General features: G+C 72.7%; 20 protein-coding genes. 5 read left to right on the top strand and 15 right to left on the bottom strand.

What is annotated here, in order from left to right; all coding sequences use genetic code 11:
- Positions 1–112 precede the first annotated feature (112 nt).
- The 6 genes from ACFRAC_RS10890 to ACFRAC_RS10865 all read right to left on the bottom strand — a co-directional run bounded on the left by ACFRAC_RS10890 (position 113) and on the right by ACFRAC_RS10865 (position 11,590).
- Positions 113–1,810 carry a protein kinase gene (locus tag ACFRAC_RS10890; protein WP_382923341.1) on the bottom strand — a complete coding sequence of 566 codons (1,698 nt, stop codon included), beginning with the start codon at positions 1,808–1,810 and terminating at the stop codon, positions 113–115.
- Between the two features lie 80 nt (positions 1,811–1,890).
- Positions 1,891–3,027 (bottom strand): serine/threonine-protein kinase, encoded by a 1,137-nt coding sequence (locus tag ACFRAC_RS10885; protein ID WP_382923339.1) that lies wholly within the window; start codon positions 3,025–3,027, stop codon positions 1,891–1,893.
- 108 nt (positions 3,028–3,135) lie between these two features.
- Complete coding sequence (locus ACFRAC_RS10880; protein WP_382923337.1) at positions 3,136–4,782, bottom strand: serine/threonine-protein kinase; 1,647 nt, start codon at positions 4,780–4,782, stop codon at positions 3,136–3,138.
- Between the two features lie 163 nt (positions 4,783–4,945).
- Positions 4,946–7,426, bottom strand: coding sequence for a protein kinase (locus ACFRAC_RS10875; RefSeq protein WP_382923335.1), 2,481 nt, complete (start codon positions 7,424–7,426; stop codon positions 4,946–4,948).
- A 183-nt stretch (positions 7,427–7,609) separates the two neighbouring features.
- A complete protein-coding gene (locus ACFRAC_RS10870) occupies positions 7,610–9,643 on the bottom strand; it encodes a serine/threonine-protein kinase (RefSeq protein WP_382923333.1) in 2,034 nt (677 codons plus the stop codon).
- 240 nt (positions 9,644–9,883) lie between these two features.
- Complete coding sequence (locus ACFRAC_RS10865; protein WP_382923331.1) at positions 9,884–11,590, bottom strand: glycerol-3-phosphate dehydrogenase/oxidase; 1,707 nt, start codon at positions 11,588–11,590, stop codon at positions 9,884–9,886.
- A gap of 258 nt (positions 11,591–11,848) precedes the next feature.
- Between ACFRAC_RS10865 and ACFRAC_RS10860 the strand changes: the two genes are divergently transcribed.
- On the top strand, positions 11,849–13,057 hold the full coding sequence (locus tag ACFRAC_RS10860) for a nucleotide sugar dehydrogenase (protein ID WP_382923329.1): 1,209 nt from the start codon (positions 11,849–11,851) through the stop codon (positions 13,055–13,057).
- A gap of 135 nt (positions 13,058–13,192) precedes the next feature.
- Here the strand turns inward: ACFRAC_RS10860 and ACFRAC_RS10855 are convergent, their stop codons facing one another.
- From ACFRAC_RS10855 to ACFRAC_RS10840, 4 genes are all read right to left on the bottom strand, one after another.
- A complete protein-coding gene (locus ACFRAC_RS10855; protein ID WP_382923327.1) occupies positions 13,193–14,317 on the bottom strand; it encodes a GuaB3 family IMP dehydrogenase-related protein in 1,125 nt (374 codons plus the stop codon).
- Between the two features lie 108 nt (positions 14,318–14,425).
- Positions 14,426–15,928 (bottom strand): IMP dehydrogenase, encoded by a 1,503-nt coding sequence (guaB, locus tag ACFRAC_RS10850; RefSeq protein WP_382923325.1) that lies wholly within the window; start codon positions 15,926–15,928, stop codon positions 14,426–14,428.
- 140 nt (positions 15,929–16,068) lie between these two features.
- Positions 16,069–16,656 carry a sigma-70 family RNA polymerase sigma factor gene (locus ACFRAC_RS10845; protein WP_055622496.1) on the bottom strand — a complete coding sequence of 196 codons (588 nt, stop codon included), beginning with the start codon at positions 16,654–16,656 and terminating at the stop codon, positions 16,069–16,071.
- 329 nt (positions 16,657–16,985) lie between these two features.
- The gene (locus tag ACFRAC_RS10840) at positions 16,986–17,597 is read right to left on the bottom strand and encodes a response regulator transcription factor (protein ID WP_003948568.1); all 612 of its coding nucleotides are present in this window, start codon (positions 17,595–17,597) and stop codon (positions 16,986–16,988) included.
- 380 nt (positions 17,598–17,977) lie between these two features.
- Between ACFRAC_RS10840 and ACFRAC_RS10835 the strand changes: the two genes are divergently transcribed.
- Positions 17,978–18,307, top strand: a complete 330-nt coding sequence (locus ACFRAC_RS10835; RefSeq protein ID WP_062663964.1) for a WhiB family transcriptional regulator — start codon at positions 17,978–17,980, stop codon at positions 18,305–18,307.
- 42 nt (positions 18,308–18,349) lie between these two features.
- Here the strand turns inward: ACFRAC_RS10835 and ACFRAC_RS10830 are convergent, their stop codons facing one another.
- Positions 18,350–19,273 carry a LysR family transcriptional regulator gene (locus ACFRAC_RS10830; protein WP_382923322.1) on the bottom strand — a complete coding sequence of 308 codons (924 nt, stop codon included), beginning with the start codon at positions 19,271–19,273 and terminating at the stop codon, positions 18,350–18,352.
- Positions 19,274–19,354: 81 nt separating this feature from the next.
- On the opposite strand from ACFRAC_RS10830, the gene ACFRAC_RS10825 reads away from it, so the two are divergent.
- The 3 genes from ACFRAC_RS10825 (at position 19,355) to ACFRAC_RS10815 (ending at position 21,697) form a co-directional block, all read left to right on the top strand.
- Entirely contained in the window at positions 19,355–20,023 is a 669-nt protein-coding gene (locus ACFRAC_RS10825) for an MOSC domain-containing protein (protein WP_382923320.1), read from the top strand.
- Between the two features lie 116 nt (positions 20,024–20,139).
- Positions 20,140–20,913, top strand: a complete 774-nt coding sequence (locus tag ACFRAC_RS10820) for an SDR family NAD(P)-dependent oxidoreductase (protein ID WP_382923318.1) — start codon at positions 20,140–20,142, stop codon at positions 20,911–20,913.
- Positions 20,914–21,064: 151 nt separating this feature from the next.
- Positions 21,065–21,697 (top strand): ester cyclase, encoded by a 633-nt coding sequence (locus ACFRAC_RS10815; RefSeq protein ID WP_382923317.1) that lies wholly within the window; start codon positions 21,065–21,067, stop codon positions 21,695–21,697.
- Positions 21,698–21,870: 173 nt separating this feature from the next.
- Here the strand turns inward: ACFRAC_RS10815 and groL are convergent, their stop codons facing one another.
- The 4 genes from groL to ACFRAC_RS10795 form a co-directional block, all read right to left on the bottom strand.
- Entirely contained in the window at positions 21,871–23,496 is a 1,626-nt protein-coding gene (gene groL / locus ACFRAC_RS10810) for a chaperonin GroEL (protein WP_382923315.1), read from the bottom strand.
- Positions 23,497–23,618: 122 nt separating this feature from the next.
- Complete coding sequence (gene groES, locus ACFRAC_RS10805) at positions 23,619–23,927, bottom strand: co-chaperone GroES (RefSeq protein ID WP_013001368.1); 309 nt, start codon at positions 23,925–23,927, stop codon at positions 23,619–23,621.
- Positions 23,928–24,134: 207 nt separating this feature from the next.
- Positions 24,135–24,959, bottom strand: coding sequence for a polysaccharide deacetylase family protein (locus ACFRAC_RS10800; RefSeq protein ID WP_382923312.1), 825 nt, complete (start codon positions 24,957–24,959; stop codon positions 24,135–24,137).
- On the bottom strand, positions 24,956–25,960 hold the full coding sequence (locus ACFRAC_RS10795) for a polysaccharide deacetylase family protein (RefSeq protein WP_382923310.1): 1,005 nt from the start codon (positions 25,958–25,960) through the stop codon (positions 24,956–24,958). The genes ACFRAC_RS10800 and ACFRAC_RS10795 overlap by 4 nt, the downstream gene beginning before the upstream one ends.
- Between the last annotated feature and the right edge of the window lie 51 nt (positions 25,961–26,011).

The raw sequence follows: 26,011 nt of genomic DNA, 5'->3' as shown, positions 1-26,011 counted from the left end.
TGCAAAAACCGCCCGTTACCTGGCGGTGGCGGGCCCCCCGGGGCGGCGTCGGTTGCGGTGCGGGCCGGGGGCTGGGGGGGGGCCCCCCCGGGGGGGGGGCCCGCCTCGCCGTTCAGAGCTTGCCGATCTCCAGGTGGTCGATCGCGGTCTGTGCCACCTCGCGTCCGCGCGCCGTGAAGTCGCCTTTGCCGGGGTAGCCGACCGACAGCTTGTACATGTCGCCGGCGGAGGTCTTGTAGTAGAAGACGCGCAGCAGGCGCGGCCGGGGGTTCTGGCTGTCGGTGGTGATGTACGTGATCGTGTTCTCGGCGGACTTCCTGCCCTGGTACGTGGTCTCCCTGGGCTCGGTCCGCGGGTTCTGCGGCATGCCGACCTCGTAGTCGCCGCTCTGTTTGAAGCCGCCGTCGTCGTCGTACATCTCGGCCGCGGCGGACCCGGCGATCTCGTTGCCGGAGTCCTCGGCCTTCTTCTCCAGCCGCAGGCTGATCCAGACGGCACCGCTCGGGTCGGTGTACGTGACCCAGTGGTCGGCGTCCGTCTTCTCGGGCCGGGTCGGCCGGTAGCCGTCCGGCACCAGCAGCGTCGCGCCGAGGGCCTTCTCCTGGTGCGTCTCCCAGCCGTCCGGCACCGACCCGGCGAACGGGTCGGCGATCACCAGGTACGCCGTCACCGCGGCCACGACCGCCGCCGCCGCGATCCCGAGCAGCGTCCTCGGCCCCAGCACGACACCCCGCCGCACGCTTTCCGGGAGCCGCACGGGCTGGGTGACGGCCGGCTCCGGCGGGTTGGCCGCCCGCTCCAGCAGGGCGCGGGTCTGCGCGGCGTTCGGGCGACGCGCCGGGTCCTTCCGGAGGAGGCCGTTGATGGCCTCGGCGAGCGGGCCGCGCGCGGCGGCGGGCGCCGCGGGCTCGGCGTTGAGAACGGACTGCAGTGTCGCGGGGGTGTTGCTGCGGCGGAACGGCGAGACGCCCTCCGTCGCCGCGTACAGGACGACCCCGAGCGACCACAGGTCGCTGGCCGGGCCCGGGCGCTGGCCCAGCACCCGCTCGGGCGCGACGTACTCCGGCGAGCCGACGAAGCCTCCGGTGTCGGTCAGATTGGTCTCGCCCTCGATCTGGGCGATGCCGAAGTCGGTGAGCACGACCCGGTCGTGACGGCCGAGCAGGACGTTGTCCGGCTTGACGTCCCGGTGCAGGACGCCCGCGGCGTGCGCGGCCTCCAGGGCGCCGAGCACCTCCAGGCCGATCCGCGCCGCGTCCCGGGCGCCGAGGGTGCCCTCCTGAAGGGCGTCACCGAGCGAGCGGCCCCGCACCAGCTCCATGACGATCCACGGCCGGCCGTCCACGACGGCGACGTCGTGCACGTTCACGACGGCCGGGTGGTCGAGCCGGGCGGCGGCGCGCGCCTCGCGGCGCATCCGCTCGAAGGCGTTGGCGCGTTCCCGTTCGGGAAGATGGTCCGGTACGCGGGGTTCCTTCACCGCGACCTCGCGGTCCACCGTCTCGTCCTTGGCGCGCCAGACGGTGCCCATGCCGCCGTGCCCGAGCTTGCCGAGCAGCCGGTAGCGGCCCGCGATCAGCCGGCCGGTGCCGGGCTCCGGCGGGGACGCGGCGGGGCGGGCGGAGGGTGCCGGTCCGCCGGGCGTACCGGGTCGCGTGGTGGGGGCCGACTGCTGCGGCACGGGCGCGGAGGGGGCCGCGTACGGGTTGTCCGGGTGCGGCACATGGGCGAGCGGCCCTGGCCGCGGAGGTTGCAGTTCGAAACTCGTCGGCTCGTCGGGCCGTTCTGGGAATCCCCCGTTGTTGCTCATGGATCCATCCATATCGCGCCGGGCGGCCGGGGATCCAGGGGCGGCGTCCTCGGTCACAGAGCCGTGACGCGGGGCGCTCCTTATCTCCGGTTCGTCCCGGGCGAAGAGGCGTCGGCTGACGGGGGTGCGGGTGAGGGGGACGCGGGTGAGGGGGAACCGTGGGACGCGGTCGGCCCGCCGGGCGGCCGCACCGTACCGGTCGTCCCCGCCGACGGGCTCGCCGAGCTGGTCGGTACGTCGTGTCCGCCGCCCCCGTCGGCCAGCAGCACCGCCGCCGACGCCCCCGCCACCGCCGCCACGGCGGCCAGCACCACGGCCGCCACGACCTTGTGGGTCGTCCACGGCCGCTCCGCCCGTCTGCTGAACCGTTTCGGCACCAGGTCCTCGCCGGTCACCAGGAACTCCCGCAGCATCCGCTCCGCCTCCGCGGCGTCCAGCCGGGCGGCGGGGTCCCGCTCCAGCAGTCCCCGGACGACGGGCAGGATCGGCGCCGCCTGCGCGGGCGGCCGTACGTCGTCGGAGACCACGGCCAGCACGGTGCCGCTCAGCGAGTCGCGCCGAAAGGGCGACTCACCGCTCAGCAGCGCGCACAGCAGCGCCCCCACCGACCACAGGTCGGAGGCCGGACCGGTCCGCGCCCCGGACATCCGCTCGGGCGCGGTGTACTCGGGCGACCCCACGAACGACCCGGACTCGGTGAGCGTGCCGGTGCCGGGCACCCGGGCGATGCCGAAGTCGGTGAGGACGACCCGCTCGGTGCCGCTCTCCACCAGCACGTTGGCGGGGGTGATGTCCCGGTGCACCACCCCGGCGGCGTGCGCGGTGCGCAGCGCGTCCAGCAGGTCGGCGCCGATCCGGGCGGCCTCGCGGGCGTCCACCGGGCCGTGCGCGGCGAGCCGGTCGGCCAGCGACTCGCCGTCGATCAGCTCCATGACGATGTACGGGCGTTCGTGCTCCTCGATCACGTCGTGGACGACGATCACATGCGGGTGCCGCAGCTGCGCCACCGCCTGGGCCTCGCGCAGCCACAGCGCCCGCTGCCGCCGCGCCTCGGACGCGGTGAGCGTCTCGTCGACCGGGATCTCCTTCACGGCCACCCGTCGCCCGAGCAACTGGTCGGTCGCCTGCCAGACGACGCCCATGCCACCACGGCCGACCTTCGCCTCGAGACGGTAACGCCCCGCGATCACACGGAAGTTGGCCCCCTCGGTCCCCATGCGACTCATCATGCCCCACCGGAGGCCCGGGCTCCGGGCACCGATCGGCCAACTGTGCACAGCAGCAAAGCACGTCAAAAGCCGCCGACCGCGCGGGGCCCCGACGGGTCAGGATCCCGTGCGCCAGCCCCGCAGCACCGCCGAGAACCGCGCGCGGGCCTCGGCCCAGTCCCTCTGCGGCGCGGACATGTAGATCGCGTACTCGGTGCCGTCCCGGTCGATGTACCCCTGGTCGATGGCGCGCCGCGGCCCGGGGAAGGGCGTGTCCTTGGGCTGCGCGTCCCAGGTGTACTCCCACACGGAGCCCGCGCGGTCACGGTAGAGGTTCTCCTTCAGGGACAGCAGCCGGTACCCGATGAGCCGCTCCTTGACCTGCTGTTCCAGGTCGACGAAGTGGTCGTGGGCGGTCGCGAAGTCGGGCGAGGTGTCGACGGAGATCCGGACGAAGTGCTCCCCGCCGTCCGGCGAGTAGTCGACCTGCTGGAGCCCGTCGACCTCCTCGCCGACCACCTTCCGGTCCCAGCCCTTCGGCAGGTACAGGCTGAAGCCCAGGGGGTCGTCGACGCGCCGCCACGAGGCCGGCACACCGCTCACGTCCGCACCCGCCCCCTCGGTGGCCGATTCCTTCGGGGCGGGCGAGGACGGGGGCGCGGAGCTGACGGACGAACTGCCGCTGCCGGGGCCCCACTTCTGCAGCACCACGGCCGTCCCTCCGCCGATGACGGCGGCGAGGGCGACGACCAGGGCGACCGAGCGCAGCCGGCGCCGCTGGGGCGCGGGGGCGGCCGGGGCGGCCCCGACGGGCGGGCCGAACGCCGTCGGCCCGGTGGTCGGGGGGTACGGCGTGGAGCTGTGGACACCGGCCTGGTCGAGGGCGAGGCGCACCTCCGGCTCGTACCGGTTGCGCTGGGTGGGCACATAGGCCTGCGCCCCGCTGGGCCGCCGGCCCTCCGCCGCCTCGGCCAGCAACTGCTCCGCCTCGGCGGCGTCGGGCCGGGTGCCCGGATCCTTGCGCAGCAGGGCGGTGATCACGGGCCCCAGGGGCCCGGCCTGGTGGGGCTCCCCCGCGTCCTCCTCGACGACCGCCTGCATCGTGCTCAGCGGAGAGGTCCGGCGGAAGGGCGAGCGGCCCTCGACCGCCGTGAAGAGCGTGGCGCCCAGCGCCCACAGGTCCGACGCCGGACCCGGGTCGTGCCCGCGGACGCGCTCGGGCGCCAGATAGTCGACGGAGCCGACGACCTCCCCGGTGCGGGTGATCGTCGTGTCGCCCTCGATCTGGGCGATGCCGAAGTCGGTGAGCAGGACGCGGCCGTCGTCGGCGAGCAGGACGTTGCCGGGCTTGATGTCGCGGTGCAGGACGCCGGCGGTGTGCGCGGCACGCAGCGCCCGCAGCACCCACAGCCCGATCCGCGCGGCCTCGGCGGGCTCGACGCGCCCCTCCTCCTTGACCGCGTCGGCCAGCGAGCGGCCCTCGATCAGCTCCATCACGATCCACGGGCGCCCGTCGTGCTCCAGGACGTCGTGCACGGTCACCACGGCGGAGTGGTTGATGCGCGCGGCGGCCCGCGCCTCGGCCCGCGTCCGGGCGAGCAGCCGCTCCTGGTCGTTCTCGGAGACGTAGAGCGCGGCGGTGAGTTCCTTGATCGCCACGGCCCGGTGGAGCACCTCATCGTGCGCACGCCAGACGCGGCCCATACCGCCGCTGCCGATGGCCTCGGTGAGCCGGTAGCGGCCCGAGACGAGCTGGCCCTGCATCTTATTCACGTTGCCCCGCAATGTTCTTGACAGGGTCAGGTTAGGGACCGGACCATCCGACCGGAACCGCGGGGGTGCCAAGGAGACCGCACTGTGACAGTTCTCGCCTTCCGCTCGCCGAAGCAACCCCAACACCGTTGTCACACACGGTTTTCGGGCCGCCTCACCTGGTGATGCGGTACGTCGTCGACGCCTGCTCGAACAGCCGTGTGACCTCGTCCCGCTCGGCCTCCGGCCCCCGCACCTGGACCACGTGGTACCGCCCGTCGGCGAGGATCGCCAGGTTCCGCACGAACAGTTCGCGTCCTTGGCCGTCGGTCCAGGTGAACTGCCCCTCCGCCATCTTGCGTTCGCCGACCTGAATGGTCTTCAGCCCGCCTGAGGAGGCCCAGCTGGAGTCCCGGTACGGCTGCAACTCCTGCTCGTGCTCCCGCTGGTAGACCATCGGGTCGCCCCCGTACTGCTTCGCGGTGTCCCGGCCGGCCACGACGATCAGGTCGAAGTCGCCGTGCGCGTAGACGACCTGACCGCGTCCGCTGCCGCCGCTGCGGCTCCAGCCGTTGGCCACGGCGACCTCGAAGCCGGCCGGGTCCTTGCGGACGGTGAAGCCGTCGGAGACCTCGGGCCCGGTGGTCTGCGTCTCGTCGGACCCGGCCGACTCCGAGGAGCCGTCGCCGGGAGTCGGCGAGGTCTGCTCGGGGCGCGGCGCGCTGCTCGCCTCGGCGGATTGCTCGGGCGGCGCCTGGCCCGCGGCGGGGGTGCGCCCGGCGTCCGCGCCGGCGCCGCTGTCCCGGTCGTCCTTGGGCATGAACAGCATGGCGTACGCGATCGCCGCGGCCATGCCGAGCAGGACGAGCAGCAGCAGGGTGCGGCCGAGCCGGCGCGGTGAACGCGCCTCCTGGCGGGCCCGCTTGTGCCGGCCTTGGTGGGCGGGCAGCCGGGCCCGCCGTCTGCGCACCAGCTCTCCACGGCGCCGCACGATCGGCAGGCGGTTCGGGTCGACCGGTGGGGCGGCGACGACGTGCGCGCCGGCCTCCGGTTCGGGCGCCGACCGCACGAGGGAACGCAGCCAGCCGCGCAGCTCCTCGAAGTCGGGTCGCTCGGTGGGGTCCTGACGCAGCAGCGATTCCACGACGGGGCGCAGCGGGCCGCACTCCTCGGCGAACGCGGGCGGTTCGGCGCACACCATCTGCACCAGCTCGGCCGTCGACTCCTCCGGGTACGGCGCGTGCCCCTGCACGGCCCGGAAGAGCAGCGCGCCGAGTCCCCACAGGTCGGTCGCCGGCCCGATCGGCGCGGCCAGCTGCCAGTTCTCGTGGACGGGCCCGGCCTGCTCCGGCGCCCACCGCTCGGTGACGGGCCCGACGACGGCCATCCTGGCCTGCCGGGCCCGCTCGGCGGCCAGCGCGGTGCCGGGCCCCTTGCGAGCGGCGGCACCGGACACCAGTTCGTCCCAGCGGGTCCCGGAACGCGTCGGGGGCAGGACGGCCTGGGTCCCCGCCGGGCCGTCCGCGGCGGGCGCGCTGTCGTCCCGTGGGGCGAAGCCCGGCTGGGAGCTCGCGGGCGGGAGCGCCGCACGGCCGCCGTCGGCGTCGGTGGGGGCGCGCCCGGTCCCGGGGCGGGGAACCACGCCCTGCCAGGACGCGGCCCGCACCCCGTACGGGTCGGCGATCTGCCCCGGCGGTGTGCTGCCGCCGCTGCCGGAGAGGTACGCCTGCGGCGTCCGGCCCTCCGGGGCGGTGCGGGCGCCGGGCAGGGCGGCGCGTTCGCCCTGCTGGGCCTCCTGCACCCGGGCCGCGGCACGGGCGCCCGCCCGGTAGGCGGCGATCGCTCCGGCCCGGGCGGCCCGGACGTCGGCGCCGGTCTCCAGGACGCCGCCCGGTGCCGGGCCGGGGCCGTCGGTGCCGGGGACCGGCCGGGTCCCGTTCGTGCGCGCCTCTATGGCGGCCCGCCGGGCCGCCTCCGGGTCGGTGTCCGGGCGGGGGACGGAGCCGGTGGGGCCGGTGCCCGCGGCGGGCGCCGGGCCCGGGTCGTCACCGTCCTCGGGAGGCACCGGGTCGTAGCCGCACAGCGCCTCCTCGGCGGCGCCGGCCGCGAGCCCGGTGAGCATCACCCGGCCGTCGTCGCAGACCAGGACCGTCCGGGCGGTGATGTTGCGGTGCACCCAGCCGTGGGCGTGCAGGACGCGCAGCGCCATGAGGACGTCGGAGGCCACCTCGGCCGCCCGGTACGGCGACAGAGGCTGCTCCGCGAGCAGCGCGGCGAGCGGCCGGGCCGCCACCAGCTCGCTGACTATCCACAGCGAACCGCCCTCGGCGAACACGTCGAAGACCTGGTCGAGGCGGGGGTGGTCGGGGATGCGGGCGGCGGCCTGCGCGGCCTCGACCGCCCGGCGCACGGCGGGGTCGGCGGGCCGGCGGCCGGTGTCGCGGGCCCGCGCGTCCCGGGCGGTGAAACCGTCGGGCAGCCCTTCGGCGTCGAGCACCTCGGCCTCGACGACCTCGGGCAACGGCACCTGCCGGACGAGGACTTCCTGTCCGCTGTAGGTGTCGAAGGCGCGGCTCTCGGTGAGTTCGTACGTGTCGGAGGGCGGCAGCGGCAGGCGGTAGCGGTCGGCGAGCACCCGGCCCGCGTAGTCGTCCACGTTGCCTCCCCCGGCCGCCCGGTCGGTCAATTCCGTTCGCCTCGTGTCGCGTTCCGGACGTCTGAAGGGATGCGTACGGTCCGCAAGCTTTCACGATACGTGCCGGAGACAACTCGCAAAGAGAGGTTGCCGTATCTCACGGCGCAATACCGGTGGCCTCCCCCCGGAGGGGAGGCCACCGCTTCACGCCTTCGGCTTGAACGTGCCCGTGAGCGCCTTCCATGTGCCCTTGCGCAGATCGCTGTCCCAGTCCGCGGCCTTCGCCGTGTACATCAGGGCGTACCCGGAATGGTCGTTCACGACGAACCCACGGTCGATCGTGCGGTACTTCGTGCCGCCCTCGACGTAGGTGAACTCCCAGTCGGCGGCGTTCCAGCCGCGGTAGTCCACCTGCTCTATGCGGATCTTCTTGTACTGGGAGCGCACCATGTAGCGCTCCTGGCTCTTCCAGTCCGCCACCGGGTCGCCCTTGGGCGTCGACGTCCAGGCCACGAGCAGCTTCTGCCCGTCCGGCCCGGTGAACCGGTCGCCGGCCGAGCCCGTGGACTGGAACTTCCAGCCCTTCGGCAGCCCGATCGAGTATCCCTGGCCGCCCTTGTGGGTGGACTCCACCCCGGCGCCGCCCGAGCCCCGTCCGTCACCGCCGTCACCGCCGGCGGTCGCGCTCGGCCCGGCGCTCGGCTCGGTCCCGCCGCCCTTGCCGGAGCCGGAGTCCTGGCCCGCCGTGGACTTGGACTCGTCGTCCCCGCGGTCCGTGCCGCCTTCGTCGTCGCGCTTGGTGTCGGGGGTCTCCTTCGACGCGGACGAGGAGCCGGCCCCTCCGCCGTTCCCCGACGCCTCGGAGCCGCCGTCGTCGCCCAGCGTCAGCGCCAGCACCACACCGAGGACGGCGACCAGGACGACGACCGCGACGACCAGCAGCGTCCGCTTCGGGACGACGTCGGTCAGCGGTGCCCGCTGGACGGGCCGCGCGGGCAGGTCCGGCGGCGTCATCACGGGCCAGCCGGAACTCGGCCCCGAACCGGCGTCGCCGGACGTCCTGGCGTCCTTCTCGGAGGAACTCGCGTCGGTGGACGCGGAGGTACCGGTCGTCGCCGAGGGCGACCCGGTGGCCGCGTCGGCCCCGGCCTTCCCCTCGCCGGACGCGGTGCGCGCCGCTCCGGCCGCCCCCGCGCCGACCGCGGCCTTGCGCACCGAGCGCAGCGCTCCGCGCAGCCGGTCGCCGGCCTCCTCGGCCTTCTTGCCCGCGGAACCGGCGCCCGAACGCCCCTTGCGCGACGGCGCGTCGGACTGCGACGGCAGCGGTACGACCTTGGTCGCGTCCGGCGCCTCGGCGGCGGAGTCGGTCCGCGGCGCCTGGATGACGGCGTTGAGCATCGCCCGCGCACGGGCGTCGTCGATGCGGTTCTCGGGGTCCTTGGTGAGCAGGCCGTAGATGACGTCCCGCAGCGGTCCGGCGTTCTTCGGCTCCTCCAGCGGCTCGGTCATCACGGCCGTGAGCGTCGCGATCGCGGAGCCCTTGTCGTACGGCGGCACGCCCTCGACCGACGCGTACAGCAGACCGCCGAGCGACCACAGGTCGGCGGCGGGGCCCGGCTTGTGGCCGCGCGCCCGCTCCGGGGAGATGTAGGAGGGGGCGCCGACGAGCATGCCGGTCGACGTGATGGACGGGTCGCCCTCGACCTGGGCGATCCCGAAGTCGGTGAGCACGACCCGGTCCGTGTCGGACTCCAGCAGCACGTTGGACGGCTTCACGTCACGGTGCAGGATGCCCTCGCGGTGCGCGGAGCGCAGGACGTCCAGCACGGCCAGGCCGACCTGGGCCGCCCGCCTGGGCTCCAGCAGGCCGTCCTCCCGGATGACCTCGGCGAGCGACTTGCCCTCGACGAGCTCCATCACGATCCAGGGCCGGTCGTCCTCGTCGACCACGTCGTACACCGTGACCGCGCTGTTGTTCCGGATCCGGGCGATCGCCTTGGCCTCGCGCAGCGTGCGGGTGATGAGCCGCCGCTTCTCCTCCTCGTCGATGTTCGACGGGAAGCGCAGCTCCTTGACGGCGACGGTCCGCCCGAGCGTCTCGTCGACGGCACGCCAGACCGTGCCCATGCCGCCCCTGCCGAGCACGCCTCCCAACCGATACCGCCCCGCGAGGAGACGCTCGTGGTCGTCCTGACGAGTCTCCTGACGAGATGTGCCCGCCCGCTCCGCCTCCGACATGCGTCCCCTCATACAACCCGCCCTGACAGAGCCTTCATTGTCCCTCACCCGACAAGCGCCTGACGCCCAGGGTGCCCCTCGTGCCGCAACTTGTTCGAATGCACCCGGACGACGGGAGCCGAGGGAGGCCGAGCCGTCCGAAGCGCGCGCTCCCCCGGCACGGTGGGACGGCGCCGGCCGCAGTGGCCGGACCGCCCACGACGTGCGGAGGCAGGGCGACTTCGGGCCCGGCCCCCTCCCCTACCGCGGCACGATGTCCGGCGCTCCCAGGCGGGCCGCGTCCGCGGTCAGGTCGTCGGGCTGGCGCTGGGACTCGCGTTCGGCCTCCACGCGCTTGTGGTAGTGCTCGACCTCCCGCTCGATCTGCTCCTCGTCCCAGCCCAGCACCGGCGCCATCAACTCGGCCGCCTCGCGGGCGCTCCGGGTGCCCCGGTCGAAGGTCTCGATGGAGATGCGGGTGCGCCGGGTCAGGACGTCGTCCAGATGCCGCGCGCCCTCGTGGGAGGCGGCGTAGACGATCTCGGCCCGCAGATAGTCGTCGGCGGCCTGGAGCGGTCGGCCGAGGGTCGGATCGGCGGCTATGAGCTCCAGGATCTCCTCGGTCAGCGATCCGAACCGGTTCAACAGGTGCTCCACGCGCACCACATGAAGGCCCGTCCGCTCCGCGAGGCGCGCCCGGGCGTTCCACAGGGCGCGGTAGCCCTCGGCGCCCAGCAGCGGGATGTCCTCCGTCACGCACTCCGCGACCCGCATGTCGAGGCCGTGCGCCGCCGCGTCCACGGCGTCCTTGGCCATCACGCGGTAGGTCGTGTACTTGCCGCCGGCCACGACGACGAGGCCCGGCACGGGGTGGGCGACGGTGTGCTCGCGCGAGAGCTTGCTGGTGGCGTCCGACTCACCGGCGAGCAGCGGACGCAGTCCCGCGTACACGCCTTCGACGTCGACTCTGGTCAGGGGGACCGCCAGCACCGAGTTCACATGGTCGAGCACATAGTCGATGTCGGCGCTGGACGCCGCCGGGTGCGCCTTGTCGAGGTCCCAGTCGGTGTCGGTGGTGCCGACGATCCAGTGCCGCCCCCAGGGGATGACGAACAGCACGGACTTCTCGGTGCGCAGGATCAGCCCGGTCGTGGAGTGGATGCGGTCCTTGGGCACGACCAGGTGGACGCCCTTGGACGCGCGGACGTGGAACTGGCCGCGCTCCCCGACCATCGCCTGGGTGTCGTCCGTCCACACCCCGGTGGCGTTGACGACCTGCTTGGCGCGGATCTCGTACTCGCCGGCGCCCTCGGCGTCCTGGATGCGGACCCCGACGACGCGCTCGCCCTCCCGCAGGAACGAGGTGACCCGCGCGCGGTTGGCGACCTTCGCGCCGTAGGCCGCCGCGGTCCGCACCAGGGTGGCCACATAGCGGGCGTCGTCCATCTGGGCGTCGTAGTACTGCAGGGCGCCGACCAGCGCGTCCTTCTTCAGGGCGGGAGCCACGCGCAGGGCTTGACGGCGGGTCAGGTGCCGGTGCATGGGCAGGCCCCGGCCGTAGCCGCTGGCCATCGACAACGCGTCGTAGAGGGCGACGCCCGCGCCCGCGTACAGGCGCTCCCAGCCCCTGTGCTGCAGCGGGTACAGGAACGGCACCGGCTTCACCAGGTGCGGGGCCAGCCGCCCCAGGAGCAGCCCGCGCTCCTTCAGGGCCTCCCGGACGAGGGCGAAGTCGAGCATCTCCAGATAGCGCAGGCCGCCATGGATGAGCTTGCTGGACCGGCTGGAGGTGCCGGACGCCCAGTCGCGGGCCTCGACCAGCCCGGTGGAAAGTCCGCGGGTCGCCGCGTCGAGAGCCGTGCCCGCGCCGACCACTCCGGCGCCCACGACCAGCAGGTCCAGCTCGCGCTCGGTCATGTCCGCCAGGGACGCGGCCCGCTCCGCCGGCCCCAGTGTCGCTGTCCTCACCGCTGCCTCCCGATGATCGGTCGGTAAGCCGCACCCGTGGGGCGAAGCCCGTCTCGTTCCCCCTGCCCAGAATTCTGACCGGGTTGCCCGAGTTCGGCCACCACGTACCCCAGCTTGTGGACAACACTCCCGGAAACGCGATCATTCAATGCGGCAAATCGGTCATATTTACTCCTAGTCTGACATTGCGCTCCCTCGTCCTGGCCACCGGGGTTGCGCACCAGCCCCATGTCGGTTACTGGGAAGGACGGCCCACGTATGCCCGCAGATCTCGCCGTCATCGGACTAGGCCCGTACGGCCTGCCCCTGGCCAAGGCCGCCATCGCCGCCGGTATCCCCACACTCGGTTACCGCACCGGTCCGGAGGCCGCCTCTCTCAGTCCCGCCGAACTGCGCCGGATGCTCTCGGGGGGCTTCCGGCACGCCACCAGCCCCGCCGACCTCGGCCGGGTCCGCACCGCCGTCATCTGCTCGCCGACGCCGCTCGGGGCGGACGGCGCGCTGGACCTGAGCGAGGTGGAGGCCGCCGCGCGCGCCCTCGCGGCCCGTCTGCGGCCGCACTCGACGGTCATCCTGGAGTCGCCGGTGCCGCCCGGCACGACGGAGAGCGTGCTGCTGCCCCTGCTGGAGGAGGGATCGGGGATGCGCGCCGGCCGCGACTTCCACCTGGCCTACTCGCCCAGCCGCGTCGACCCCGGCAACCGCGACTTCCACCCCGCCAACACCCCCAAGGTGATCGGCGGCCTCACCCCCGCCTGCACCGAGTCGGCGGCCGCCTTCTACGGCCGCCTCACGGACAAGGTGGTCCGCGCGCGGGGTCTGCGCGAGGCGGAGACCGTGCAGGTGCTGGAGACCAACTTCCGGCATGTGAACATCGCCCTCGTCAACGAGATGGCCGTGCTCTGCCACGACCTGGGTGTCGACCTGTGGGACGTCGTGCGCTGCGCCGAGACCAAGCCCTTCGGCTTCCAGGCGTTCCGTCCGGGCCCCGGCGTCGGCGGGCACGCCGTCCCGCAGGGCCTGACGGCCCCCACGGGCCGCTCCCTGCGCATGGTCGAACTGGCTCAGCAGGTCAACAGCCAGATGCCCCGTTACGTCGTCCAGCGCGCCGCCACCCTGCTCAACGAGCACGGCAAGTCCGCGCGCGGCGCCCGCATCCTCCTCCTCGGCGTCACGTACAAGCCGGACCTCGCCGACCAGCAGTCCACCCCCGCCCAGGAGGTCGCCGTCCGCCTGCTGGAACTGGGCGCGTCCATCAGCTACCACGACCCGTACGTGCCGTCCTGGAGCGTCCTGGACCGCCCGGTCCCCCGCGCCGACTCCCTCTACGAGGCCGCCGCCGACGCCGACCTGACGATCCTGCTCCAGCAGCATCGCACCTACGACCTCCAGGGCCTGTCGGTGAAGGCCCAACTACTCCTCGACACCCGGGGCGCGGCCCCCACAGGGGCGGCGCACCGGTTGTGAGGAGGGGCGCACAGCGCAGGCGGACGCCGACCCGCGGCCGGTGGCACGCGCCGGCGGCCCGGGTTGCGCTCGGGGCATGGGAAAGGGGCCGGTCGCCGCTCGGGCGACCGGCCCCTCAGGGCGTACGGGTGTCGGCTAGCGCTGGTGCTGGGAGTCCGCCACCGTGACCTCGACCCGCTGGAACTCCTTGAGCTCGCTGTAGCCGGTCGTGGCCATGGCGCGGCGCAGGGCGCCGAAGAAGTTCATGGAGCCGTCGGGGGTGTGCGAGGGGCCCGTCAGGACCTCCTCGATCGTGCCGACCGTGCCCAGGTCGACCTTCTGGCCGCGCGGCAGCTCATCGTTCACGGCCTCCATGCCCCAGTGGCAGCCGCGCCCCGGCGCGTCCGTGGCACGGGCCAGCGGGGAGCCCATCATCACGGCGTCGGCGCCGCAGGCGATCGCCTTGGGGAGGTCGCCGGACCAGCCGACTCCCCCGTCCGCGATGACGTGGACGTACCGGCCGCCGGACTCGTCCATGTAGTCGCGCCGCGCCGCGGCCACGTCCGCGACCGCCGTGGCCATCGGGACGCGGATGCCGAGGACGTTGCGTGTGGTGTGCGCGGCGCCGCCGCCGAAGCCGACCAGGACGCCGGCCGCGCCGGTGCGCATCAGGTGCAGGGCCGCGGTGTAGGTGGCGCAGCCGCCGACGATCACCGGGACGTCGAGCTCGTAGATGAACTGCTTCAGGTTCAGCGGCTCGTGCGAGGAGGAGACGTGCTCCGCGGAGACCGTCGTGCCGCGGATGACGAAGATGTCGACGCCCGCGTCGACGACCGCCTTGGAGAACTGGGCGGTGCGCTGCGGGGAGAGCGCGGCGGCCGTGACGACGCCGGAGTCCCGCACCTCCTTGATGCGCTGCCCGATCAGCTCCTCCTTGATCGGAGCGGCGTAGACCTCCTGGAGGCGGCGGGTGGCGGCCTCCGTGGGCAGCTCGGCGATCTCGTCGAGCAGCGGCTGCGGGTCCTCGTACCGGGTCCACAGGCCCTCGAGGTTCAGCACGCCGAGGCCGCCGAGCTCGCCGATGCGGATGGCGGTGGCCGGGGAGACGATCGAATCCATGGGGGCGGCCAGGAACGGCAGCTCGAAGCGGTAGGCGTCGATCTGCCAGGCGATCGAGACCTCCTTCGGGTCCCGCGTACGGCGGCTGGGGACGACGGCGATGTCGTCGAAGGCGTACGCCCGGCGGCCGCGCTTGCCGCGCCCGATCTCGATCTCAGTCACGTCTGTGGCCTTTCCCTGATGCGTTGCAGCGTCTTCCAGTATCGCCGACGGGCACGACGAGGGCGGCCCCGGATACGTCCGGAGCCGCCCTGTCGCGGGAGCCGGCGGCTACTTGTTGCTGTAGTTCGGCGCCTCGACCGTCATCTGGATGTCGTGGGGGTGGCTCTCCTTCAGACCCGCCGAGGTGATGCGGACGAAGCGGCCCTTGGACTCCATCTCGTCGATGGTGGCCGCGCCGACGTAGCCCATGGTCTGGCGCAGACCGCCGACGAGCTGGTGCAGCACGTTGGCCAGCGGGCCGCGGTAGGGGACCTGGCCCTCGACGCCCTCGGGCACCAGCTTGTCGTCGGAGGAGACCTCCGCCTGGAAGTAGCGGTCCTTCGAGTACGACTTGCCCTGGCCGCGGGACTGCATGGCGCCGAGCGAGCCCATGCCGCGGTAGGACTTGAACTGCTTGCCGTTGATGAAGAGCAGCTCGCCCGGCGACTCCTCGCAGCCCGCGAGCAGCGAGCCCAGCATCACGGTGTCGGCACCGGCGGCGAGCGCCTTGCCGATGTCACCGGAGTACTGCAGGCCGCCGTCGCCGATCAGCGGGATGCCGGCGGGGCGGGCGGCGAGGGAGGCCTCGTAGATGGCGGTGACCTGCGGGACGCCGATACCGGCGACGACACGGGTCGTACAGATGGAGCCCGGTCCGACACCGACCTTGATGCCGTCGACACCGGCGTCGATCAGGGCCTGCGCGCCGTCGCGGGTGGCGACGTTGCCGCCGATCACGTCGACGGAGACGCTGGACTTGATCTTCGACATCCAGCTGAGGGCGTTGCTGTTGTGGCCGTGCGAGGTGTCCACGACGAGGAAGTCCACCCCCGCCTCGGCGAGCGCCTGCGCCCGCTCCAGCGCCTCGGGGCTGGCGCCGACGGCGGCACCGACCAGGAGGCGGCCCTCGGCGTCCTTCGCGGCGTTGGGGTACTTCTCGGCCTTCACGAAGTCCTTGACCGTGATCAGGCCCTTGAGGGTGCCCTGGTCGTCGACCAGCGGCAGCTTCTCGATCTTGTGCCTGCGCAGCAGCTCCATGGCCTCGACGCCGGAGATGCCGACCTTGCCCGTGACCAGCGGCATCGGGGTCATGACCTCGCGCACCTGGCGGGAGCGGTCCGGCTCGAAGGCCATGTCGCGGTTGGTGACGATGCCGAGCAGCTTGCCGGCCGGGTCGGTGACCGGGACGCCGCTGATGCGGAACTTGGCGCACAGGGCGTCCGCCTCGCCGAGGGTCGCCTCCGGGTGCACCGTGATGGGGTCGGTGACCATGCCGGACTCGGACCGCTTCACCAGGTCGACCTGGTTGACCTGGTCCTCGACGGAGAGATTGCGGTGCAGCACACCGACGCCGCCCAAGCGGGCCATCGCGATCGCCATGCGGGACTCGGTGACCTTGTCCATGGCGGCGGAGAGCAGGGGGATGTTGACCCGTACGTTGCGGGAGATGCGGGACGAGGTGTCGACCGCGTTGGGCAGGACCTCGGAGGCGCCCGGCAGCAGCAGCACATCGTCGTAGGTAAGCCCGAGTGTCGCGAATTTGGCGGGCACTCCGTCGACGTTGGCAGTCATGACACCTTCCCCAAATGGCCTTGATCGGTGCGGATGTCCATGCTAACGGGAAGCCGCGGTGGCAAATTCCACAGTTCCTGACGGCCGTCTGCTTCGTATGTTCGTACGGAAGCCGGGCAACGCCCGTTCACCCGAGGCGACTACTGCTCGGCGAGTGCCCGCAGTCTGCTCAGGGCCCGATGCTGGGCGACCCGGACGGCCCCGGGTGACATTCCCAACATCTGGCCGGTCTCCTCCGCGGTCAGCCCCACCGCGATCCGCAGCAGCAGCAGCTCCCGCTGGTTCTCGGGCAGGTTGGCCAGGAGTTTCTTGGCCCACTCGGCGTCGCTGCTCAGCAGCGCGCGCTCCTCGGGGCCCAGCGAGTCGTCCGGCCGCTCGGGCATCTCGTCCGAGGGGACGGCCGTGGAGCCGGGGTGCCGCATCGCCGCACGCTGGAGGTCCGCGACCTTGTGCGCGGCGATGGCGAAGACGAACGCCTCGAAGGGGCGGCCGGTGTCCTTGTAGCGCGGCAGCGCCAGCAGGACGGCGACGCAGACCTCCTGGGCGAGGTCCTCGACGAAGTGCCGGGCGTCCCCCGGCAGGCGGGACAGCCGGGTGCGGCAGTACCGAAGGGCCAGCGGGTGGACATGCGCGAGAAGGTCGTGTGTGGCCTGCTCGTCCCCGTCCACCGCGCGATGGACGAGTGCACCGATCGCCCCTGCGGCGTGAGCCGCCTCGTCGTCGCGCATCGGTCCATGGTGCCCTGCGGCCGCGGCGTCCGCGGCATCGCGGCCGTCGTTGTGCACCGAAGCGTTATGAGCAGGTGCGCCGGAACTCATCTCCTGCGCCCTCCCCTTCCGCTCGACCGACTCGTCCCCGAGAGACTCCACACCTCAAGGATGCGGCATCCGCGGCGAAACGAGCACCGGGCACCGACCGGACCCGCTGCCCGGCCTCGAAGCCGCGCCCCCACGGGGGCGCGGGCCGAGACATGGTGCGGCCGTGCCGCGCGCACGCGACCAGCCACGACGAACCCGGGGTCACCGGCCGACACGACGCGGGCCCCACGGCGGGACGCTCAGCGCACCAGGCCCCATCGGAACCCGAGCGCCACCGCGTGGGCCCGGTCCGAGGCGCCGAGCTTCTTGAACAGCCGGCGGGCGTGGGTCTTCACGGTGTCCTCGGACAGGAAGAGCTCGCGGCCGATCTCTGCGTTGGAGCGGCCGTGGCTCATGCCCTCCAGCACCTGGATCTCCCGTGCGGTCAGCGTCGGCGCGGCGCCCATCTCGGCGGAGCGCAGCCGGCGCGGGGCGAGCCGCCAGGTCGGGTCGGCCAGTGCCTGCGTGACCGTGGCCCGCAGCTCCGCGCGCGAGGCGTCCTTGTGCAGATAGCCGCGGGCACCGGCGGCGACCGCGAGGGCCACGCCGTCCAGGTCCTCGGCGACGGTGAGCATGATGATGCGCGCACCGGGGTCGGCGGACAGCAGCCGCCGGACGGTCTCCACGCCGCCCAGACCGGGCATGCGCACGTCCATCAGGATCAGGTCCGAGCGGTCGGCACCCCAGCGGCGGAGGACTTCCTCGCCGTTGGCCGCCGTCGTCACGCGCTCGACGCCGGGCACGGTCGCGACCGCGCGGCGGAGCGCCTCTCGGGCAAGCGGGGAGTCGTCGCAGACGAGGACGGATGTCATGGCCGCCCTCCGCAGCTGATGCACGTCACCTTGAGCCTCCAGGCTGGTACGAAATGTCACCTGTGCGGTCGACCGTCTCGGACGCCTGCCCGAGCGCTTCTTCCTTCAACCGCCTCCGCCTTCTCAACGACGGTCACTCGAAAGAGTTACGGGGACATGTGTCGTCTTCAGCACTCTACGTGAGGGGACGGATACAGGACCCACATGCGGGGCGGACCCTCCCCGTTTCATCACAAGCGGTGCCCCATTCAGCCCTTTTTCTTCCTGTTTCACGGCGTTTGGGGCTAGATTCGCAATGAGTCATATTTTCATCTTCTTAGATCGTAGATGTACGGTCGTAGACACCGTATCCGGCCAGAACGGCTACAAGGGGTCACGCAATGGCAGATTTCTCCCGCCTTCCCGGACCGAACGCGGACCTGTGGGACTGGCAGCTGCTGGCTGCATGCCGCGGGGTGGACAGCTCCCTCTTCTTCCATCCGGAGGGCGAGCGCGGGGCGGCCCGGAGCGCTCGAGAGAACTCGGCCAAGGAGGTCTGCATGAGGTGCCCCGTGCGCGCACAGTGCGCGGCGCACGCGCTGGCGGTACGCGAACCGTACGGCGTATGGGGCGGCTTGACCGAGGACGAGCGCGAGGAGCTCATGGGGCGGGCACGCAACCGGCTGGTGTCGGCGTCGACCACCGGCGGGGACGCGGGTCCCGACCACTGAAGGAACGTTTCTCCGATCAGGGCACGCATTGCGTGCCCTCTCTCATGCCCGGGGCTCCCCCGGGCCCCCGGCGGCGCGGGCGAGCTGGTCCAGGGTCGCGGCCACGGCCGGCACCTGGGCGAGGTCCGGCAGCGTGAGGGCGACGATCTCGCGGCGGACCGCCGGTTCCAGCGCCACCACGCGCACGCCCCGCGGCCGTACGGACTCCACGGCCAGCTGGGGCAGGACCGCCACGCCGAGACCGGCGCCCACCAGGCCGACCACCGCCGGGTAGTCGTCGGTGGCGAAGTCGATGCGCGGGGTGAAGCCGGCGCTCGCGCACACCTCGACCAGCTGACCGCGGCAGCGCGGGCACCCGGCTATCCACGGCTCGGCCGCCAGATCGCCGATGGCGACCGACGCCGGTGATGCCGCGCGGGCGAGCCGGTGCCGCTCCGGGACCAGCCCGACCAGGCGGTCGGTGAGCAGCGGGCGGACCACGAGGTCGTCCCATTCCTCGGTGCCGGCGGCGCTCTCGTACCGGAAGGCCAGGGCCACGTCGCAGTCGCCCTCGCGCAGCATCTCGACCGACGTCGGCGGCTCGGCCTCCTCCAGGGAGACACGGGTGCCGGGGTGGGCGGCGCGCAGGGCGGCGAGGGCGGTCGGGACGAGGGTGGAGCTGCCGCTGGGGAAGGAGACGAGCCGGACCCGTCCGGCGCGCAGACCGGCGATGGCGGCGACCTCCTCCTCGGCGGCGGTCAGTCCGGCCAGGATGCCGGTGGCGTGCCGCACGAGCGCCTCGCCGGCCTGGGTCAGCCGCATCGCGCGCCCGGTGCGGATCAGCAGTGGGGTGCCGACGGCCGTCTCCAGTGCCTTCATCTGCTGGCTCACGGCGGGCTGGGTGCAGCCCAGCTCGCGGGCGGCCGCCGAGAAGGAGCCGGTGGTCGCGACGGCGCGCAGGACACGGAGATGACGGGCTTCGAGCACGTCTTCGAGCATAAGCCGCGCTTGGAGAGCGCGGTTCATATCGCGTCGACACTTTGACCACTGGTCGCCTACCGTGCCGCCATGAAGCTTCTGTCAGTCAATCTCGGCCGCCCTGAGGCGGTGCCGTACACGGACCACGCCGAGGGTGTGACCGGCATCGACAAGCGCCCTGTCGAGGGCCCGGTGCGGGTGACGGCACCCGGCGCGAAGGGCGTCGGCGGGAGCGGTCTGGCCGGGGACGCGGTGTGCGCCAGGCAGCATCACGGCGGTGACGACCAGGCCGTGTACGCGGTGGCGCGGGAGGACCTCGACGCCTGGGAGCGCGAGCTGGGGCGCCCGCTGCGCAACGGCGTGTTCGGCGAGAACCTCACGACGTCCGGGGTGGACGTCTCCGGGGCGCTGATCGGCGAGCGCTGGCGGGTGGGGCCCGACCTGCTGCTGGAGGTCACGAGCGGCCGTATCCCCTGCCGCACCTTCCAGGGCCATCTGGGTGAACGGCAGTGGGTCAAGCGGTTCACGGCACAGGCCGCGCCGGGGGCGTATCTGCGGGTGATCGAGCCGGGAGAGATCCGGGCGGGCGACGCGATCGAGGTCGTCCACCGGCCGGACCACGAGGTGACGGTGGCGTTCCAGTTCCGGGCGGTCACGACCGAGCGGACGCTGCTGCCGCGCGTCCTGGCCGCGGCCGAGTGGCTGCACCCGGAGGCGGTGGAGACGGCGAGGAAGTACGTGGCGAAGTACGGGTCCTGACGCGACGCCGCGTGAAGGGACGCGGGAGCGGGTCGCCGTCGGGTACGGCCGCAGCCGGTGGCCCGCCGGGCGGCCGGGGGGCGGAACGGGCCGGTCCGGGTCACTAACCTTGCGCCATGACAACGGCATTGATCACGGGATCGACGGCGGGCCTGGGCTCCGCGTTCGCGCGACGGCTGGCCGCCGACGGACATGACCTCGTCCTGGTGGCCCGGGACACCAAGCGGCTGCGCGAGCAGGCCACCGAACTGCACGACCGGCACGGCGTCGAGGCGGAGGTGCTGACGGCGGACCTCGCCGAGGACGCCGGCATCGAGTCGGTCGCCGCCCGCCTCGGCGACCGCCGCAACCCGGTCGACCTGCTGATCAACAACGCGGGGTTCGGCAACAAGGGCCGCTACCTCGACGTGTCCATGGCCGACGAGCTGCGGATGCTGAAGGTGCACTGCGAGGCGGTGCTGCGGCTGACCTCGGCGGCGGCCGAGTCGATGCGCGAGCGGGGCCGGGGCGGTGTCGTGAACGTCGCCTCGGTGGCGGCCTTCGTGCCGCGCGGGACGTACGGCGCGTCCAAGGCGTGGGTCGTGCAGTTCACCCAGGGCGCGGCGCGGGACCTGGCCGGCAGCGGGGTGCGGCTGATGGCGCTGTGCCCGGGGTTCGTACGGACCGAGTTCCACGAGCGCGCGGGCATGGGCACGGACAACATCCCCGGGTGGATGTGGCTGGACGCCGACAAGGTGGCGGCCGCCGCGCTGGAGGACCTGGCGCGAGGGCGGACGCTGTCCGTCCCGGACCCGCGCTACAAGGTGCTGCTGGGCGCGGCGAAGCTGGTGCCGCGGGGCATGCTCGGCACGATCTCGTCGCGGACGGGCCGCAAGTACGGGCCGCAGTAGCGGGCGGTCCCGGCGGGAGGCGCCGGGCGGCCCCGGCGGGGAGAATGATGCTGTCCAGCCGCACCCAGGGGGACCGGGAGGCGCCGGCGTCAGGACGTTCCTACAGCTCATCGACTGCAGGACGGACCGGTTCGACGAGATGAACCGGCTGATGGACAGGTGGGTCGAGCAGACCAAGGGGAAGCGGACGGTCAGGCACGACGTCATCGGCCGGGACCGGTCCGACGCCTCGCACTTCGTGGAGATCGTGGAGTTCCCGTCGTACGACGAGGCGATGCGCAACTCGCGCCTCCCGGAGACCGGGCGGATCTACGAGGAGATGGTGGCGCTGTGCGACGGGCCCCCGGTCTTCACCGACCTGGACGTGGTGCGGGACGAGCAGGTGAACGTCCTCACCGCGCGCGCCTTCTTCACGGCGCTGGGCCGCAGGCCCCCGGAGCGGATCATCGAGCACCTCACGGACGACTACGTCGACCACGATCCGTCCTCCCCGCGCCCCGTCCAGGGCCTGGACGGGATGCGGGCGGTGCTGGAGGGCTGGTACGGCGCCTTCGACTTCACGTTCCGCATCGACGACCAGGTGGCCGAGGACGACCGGGTGTGCAGCCGCTGGACCCTGACGGGCCGCCACAAGGGCGAGTTCCTGGGCATCCCGCCGACCGGCCAGGACGTGAGGATGCAGGGCATGACCTGGCAGCGCTTCCGGGACGGCCGCATCCGCGAGGGCCACTGGATCTACGACCGCGCGGGACTGATGGAGCAGTTGGGGGTACTCGGCGCATGACCGCGAAGGGGAAGGCCCCGCTCCCGTCCTGAGGACGGGGCGGGGCCTTTGTCCGCCCGAGGGGTGACCGTCGCGTCCTGGGCCGGGATCACACGGGGCAGGGTGCGGCGAGGGCCCGGCGCCCCCGTGGCGGGGGTGCCGGGCCCTCGTGCGTCGTCCTAGGAGCCGCTCACTCAGTGGGCGTGGCCGTGCCCGTGGCCGGCCGCGGCCGACTCCTCCTCTTCCTTCTTCTCGACGACCAGGGTCTCGGTCGTGAGCAGGAGGGAGGCGATGGAGGCGGCGTTCTCCAGGGCGGAGCGGGTGACCTTGACCGGGTCGATGACGCCGGCCTTGACCAGGTCGCCGTACTCGCCGGTGGCGGCGTTGAAGCCGTGGCCCTTCTCGAGCTCGGCGACCTTGGAGGTGATGACGTAACCCTCCAGGCCGGCGTTCTCGGCGATCCAGCGCAGCGGCTCGACGGCGGCCCTGCGGACCACGGAGACACCGGTGGCCTCGTCACCGGTCTTGCCGAGGTTGTCCTCGAGGACCTTCACGGCGTGGACGAGCGCGGAGCCGCCACCGGAGACGATGCCCTCCTCGACCGCGGCGCGGGTCGCGGAGATGGCGTCCTCCAGACGGTGCTTCTTCTCCTTCAGCTCCACCTCGGTGGCGGCGCCGACCTTGATGACGCACACGCCGCCGGCCAGCTTCGCGAGGCGCTCCTGGAGCTTCTCGCGGTCCCAGTCGGAGTCGGTGTTCTCGATCTCGGCCTTGATCTGGGCGATGCGGGCCTGGACGTCCTCGGACTTGCCGGCGCCGTCGACGATCGTGGTGTCGTCCTTGGTGACGGTGACGCGGCGGGCGGAGCCGAGCACGTCGAGGCCGACCTGGTCGAGCTTGAGGCCGACCTCCTCGGAGATGACCGTGGCGCCGGTGAGGACCGCGATGTCCTGCAGCATCGCCTTGCGGCGGTCACCGAAGCCGGGGGCCTTGACCGCGACCGCGTTGAAGGTGCCGCGGATCTTGTTGACGACCAGGGTCGACAGGGCCTCGCCCTCGACGTCCTCGGCGATGATCAGCAGCGGCCTGGAGGCGTTGCTCTGGATGATCTTCTCCAGCAGCGGCAGCAGGTCGGCGATGGAGGAGATCTTGCCCTGGTTGATGAGGATGTACGGGTCCTCCAGGACGGCCTCCATGCGCTCCTGGTCCGTCACGAAGTACGGCGACAGGTAGCCCTTGTCGAAGGCCATGCCCTCGGTGAAGTCCAGCTCCAGACCGAAGGTGTTGGACTCCTCGACGGTGATGACACCGTCCTTGCCGACCTTGTCCATCGCCTCGGCGATGAGCTCGCCGACCTGCTGGTCCTGGGCGGACAGCGCGGCGACGGCGGCGATGTCGGACTTCTGGTCGATCGGGCGCGCGGTCGCGAGGAGGTCCTCGGAGACGGCGGCGACGGCGGCGTCGATGCCCCGCTTCAGCAGGGCCGGGGAGGCGCCCGCGGCGACGTTCTTCAGACCTTCGCGTACCAGCGCCTGGGCGAGCACGGTGGCGGTGGTGGTGCCGTCACCAGCGATGTCGTTGGTCTTGGTCGCCACCTCCTTCACCAGCTGGGCGCCGAGGTTCTCGAACGGGTCCTCGACCTCGACCTCACGGGCGATGGTCACACCGTCGTTGGTGATGGTGGGAGCGCCGAACTTCTTGTCGATGACGACGTTGCGGCCCTTGGGGCCGATCGTCACCTTGACCGTGTCGGCAAGCTTGTTGACGCCGCGCTCGAGGGCGCGACGGGCGTCCTCGTCGAACTTCAGGATCTTCGCCATGACAGCGGGAGCCCTCTCGGATTCTGTGGGTTCTCAACAAAAGACACTGCGCCCCGGGCGCCCGGTTCTTATGTGGTCGCGGGGGCCAGGGGCGCAGCTGGAAGCAAGAGCTTCGAGGTGTCTTACTTCTCGATGACCGCGAGCACGTCGCGGGACGAGAGGACGAGGTACTCCTCGCCGTTGTACTTCACCTCGGTGCCGCCGTACTTGCTGTACAGCACGATGTCGCCGACCTTCACGTCGAGCGGAAGGCGCTCGCCGTTCTCGAAGCGGCCCGGACCGACGGCGAGGATGACGCCCTCCTGGGGCTTCTCCTTCGCGGTGTCCGGGATGACCAGGCCAGAGGCGGTGGTCTGCTCGGCGTCGAGCGGCTGGACCACGATGCGGTCCTCAAGCGGCTTGATGGCAACCTTGGAGCTGGTGGTCGTCACGATCCGACCTCCCCCTTCGGAGATCTCACGGGGTTAACTGTCTGAGGTGGCGACCAGGTCGATCCGTCGTCGCGGGTGCCGGACCTGCCCGTCGCGTGTTGGCACTCTCCAGTGGGGAGTGCCAAGACCGAGACTATGACCGCGATTAGCACTCGGTCAAGCGGAGTGCCAATTCGCCGTGGCGCGGCGCGCCGTGGACGGTGCTCGTCAGACGTAGTCCTCGAGGCGGCCCACGGTCAGCCCCCGCTCCTGAATTGCCTGCAGCAGCAGGGTGGTGCGCTCGCGCAGCGGCAGCCCGCCCGGCTCACCCGAGGGGATGGAGACGACGTCGCCGGGGCGCAGCCGCGCGGGCCCTTTCGCGAACGTCAGCCGGCCGTCGCCCGCCATCGCCGCCCGCCACAGCACGACGGCGGTGACCCCGCAGTCGGCGGCGGCGCGCAGCGTGGTGGTGTCGTAGGTGCCGTGGGGCGGCCGGAAGAGCCGGGGGCGGACGCCGAAGCGGGCGTGCAGCTTGTCCTGCTGGCCGCAGATCTCGGCGCGCTGGCCGGCGTAGGGCAGTCCGCGCAGGGCGGCGTGGTCGAGGGTGTGGTTCTGCAGGGACGCGCCGACCGCGCGGAGCCGCGCGAAGTGCCCGTATCCGGGGCCGACCACGCTGTCCGTGAGGAACATGCTGACCGGCAGCCGCAGTTCGCGGACCATGTCGATGAAGCGGGGGTCCTTCTCGGCGCCGTCGTCGTAGGTGAGGAAGACGACCCGGTCGCGGGTGGGGACGCGGTGCAGGACGGGCGGCGGGCCGCCGGGGCGCCGCGCCACCCGCCGGGCGGGTGGCGGGGGCGGCGCGGGCAGCGGGTCGCTCAGGCCCCAGCGGCGGTGCGGCTGCGCGGCGTGCGTGGCGTTCTTCGCCGAGCGCGTCGCCTCGTGCGCGGTCCCGGCGCGGGGGCCGGTGGCGGAGGTGCCGGCGGCGCATCCGGCGAGCAGGAGGGTCGCCAGGGCCACGGCGACGGGCGCGCGTGTCCGCCGCGGCGGCGTCACAGGTAGTCCTCCAGCCGGGCCACCGCGAACCCCTCGGCCGTGACCCTGTCCAGGAACCGGCGGATCATGTCGGGCATTGTGCCCTTCCACTCGTCCCGGCCCCGGAAGTGACTGAGCACGATGTCACCCGGACGGATCCTGCGGTCTTCCTCCCGGTGGTCCCAGCGGTCGACGAAGACCTCCTCGTTCCACAGGGCGACATACCGCACCCCGCAGGACCTGGCCGCGCGCAGGGTGTCGCGGTTGTAGTTGCCGAAGGGCGGCCGGAACAGCACGGGGCGTTCGCCGTAGCGCTCCTCCATGACCTCCTGCATGCCGCAGATCTCGTACTGCTGGTGGCGGTAGGACAGGGCGGGCAGGTAGCGGTGGTGGAGGGTGTGGTTGTGCAGATCGGCCCCCGCGCGCTGCAGCCGCCGGAAGTAGCCGTAGTCGTCCTTGATCACGTAGTCGCTGAGGAAGGCGGTGTACGGCACCTTCAGGTCGCTCATCATGCGCAGGAACGCAGGGTCCTTCTCGGCGCCGTCGTCGATGGTCAGGAAGACGACCTTCCGGTTCGTGGGGACGGTCGTGAAGACCGGCGGGAGGCCCGACTCCTCGTGCCCGTCGACCTCGAAGCCCTTGCGGGTGGTGATCCGCGGCTTGACCGCGGGCGGCGGCGGGGGCACCAGGGGGACGCGGGCGAGCCGCCAGCGCCGGGCAGCGGCGACCCGGGCGGCGTGGGCCTGCTGGGCGGACTGCGGCTTCCTGCCGTCCGGCGTCCGGGTGGCGCTCGGAGGCGACACCGGTACGGCCGAGCGGCTCGGCACGGGACCTCCCGCCGGGGAGGTGCCGACCGCCGGATCGGCGATACCGCCCTGCGCGCAGCCCGAGGCGACGGCGGCGACCGCGAGCCCGGCGACGGCACCCCGCAGCCGCGTTCGCCGGACCGCCCGGGCGACGGGACGGCTCCAGGCCGCGATCCCCAGGAGCCCCTTTTTGTCATTTTGTCCTACAAGTCGCATGGAGCCGGATCCTGACAGGCGCCCCCGCCCGGACCGGGCCGACAGCGCCGC

This window comes from Streptomyces sp. NPDC056628 (genome assembly GCF_042792555.1).
Taxonomy (GTDB): domain Bacteria; phylum Actinomycetota; class Actinomycetes; order Streptomycetales; family Streptomycetaceae; genus Streptomyces.
The sequence above is the reverse complement of the archived record's forward strand: the minus strand, read 5'-3'. Positions and strand labels throughout refer to the sequence as shown.